Source organism: Blautia sp. AF19-13LB, from assembly GCF_003479105.1.
GTDB lineage: Bacteria > Bacillota > Clostridia > Lachnospirales > Lachnospiraceae > Fusicatenibacter > Fusicatenibacter saccharivorans.
This window is the reverse complement of record NZ_QUGO01000084.1, coordinates 1-539: the sequence shown is the minus strand read 5'-3', so window position 1 is coordinate 539 and position 539 is coordinate 1. Positions and strand designations below refer to the sequence as shown.

General features: G+C 46.4%; 1 protein-coding gene. It reads right to left on the bottom strand.

The annotated features are described in order from the left end of the window. Positions 1–539 (bottom strand): ArdC-like ssDNA-binding domain-containing protein (locus DWX32_RS19415; protein WP_118660900.1); only part of this gene is annotated, 539 nt, incomplete at both ends.

Below are 539 nucleotides of genomic sequence, written 5' to 3'. Positions count from 1 at the left end.
GTATCATGCAGCGTGGCGTGGGCGATTTCATGGATTGCGGTCTTGATATTCTGCAATTCGTCCATGCCCTCGTTAATGATGATACGCTTTTCCTCATAATTGCAGCGTCCTTTTACGCCGCCGCTTAGTGCTTCAAATCCCATAGCAAAGGGGGAAGTCTTTTCAAGGGCAGCGAAAAAATCCTTGTATTGTTCCACGTTGCCCGTCAGCTCATAGGTAAGGGCAGGAAGCTCCTTTCCCTCGGTCTGTGAAATATCAAAGACAGATACCACACGAAAAGCGGGTATCTTGATTTCTTTTTCTTCGGTAACAGGTTTCCCGTCCTTATCGAAAACAGGCTTTTGGGTGTCCGGGTCGATTTTTTCCACCTGTTTCTTGACGGTAAACGGGGACGGCGCAAGTATCTTGATAGCTTTTTCTCCCGGCTTTACATGGCGGTCAAATTCCTTTTCCCATTGTTTATAGCCTTTCACAAGGTTGCCGCCCTGCATGGCGATAAGGATTGTATTGTTAAGGCTGTAATCATGGAATTTTGACAT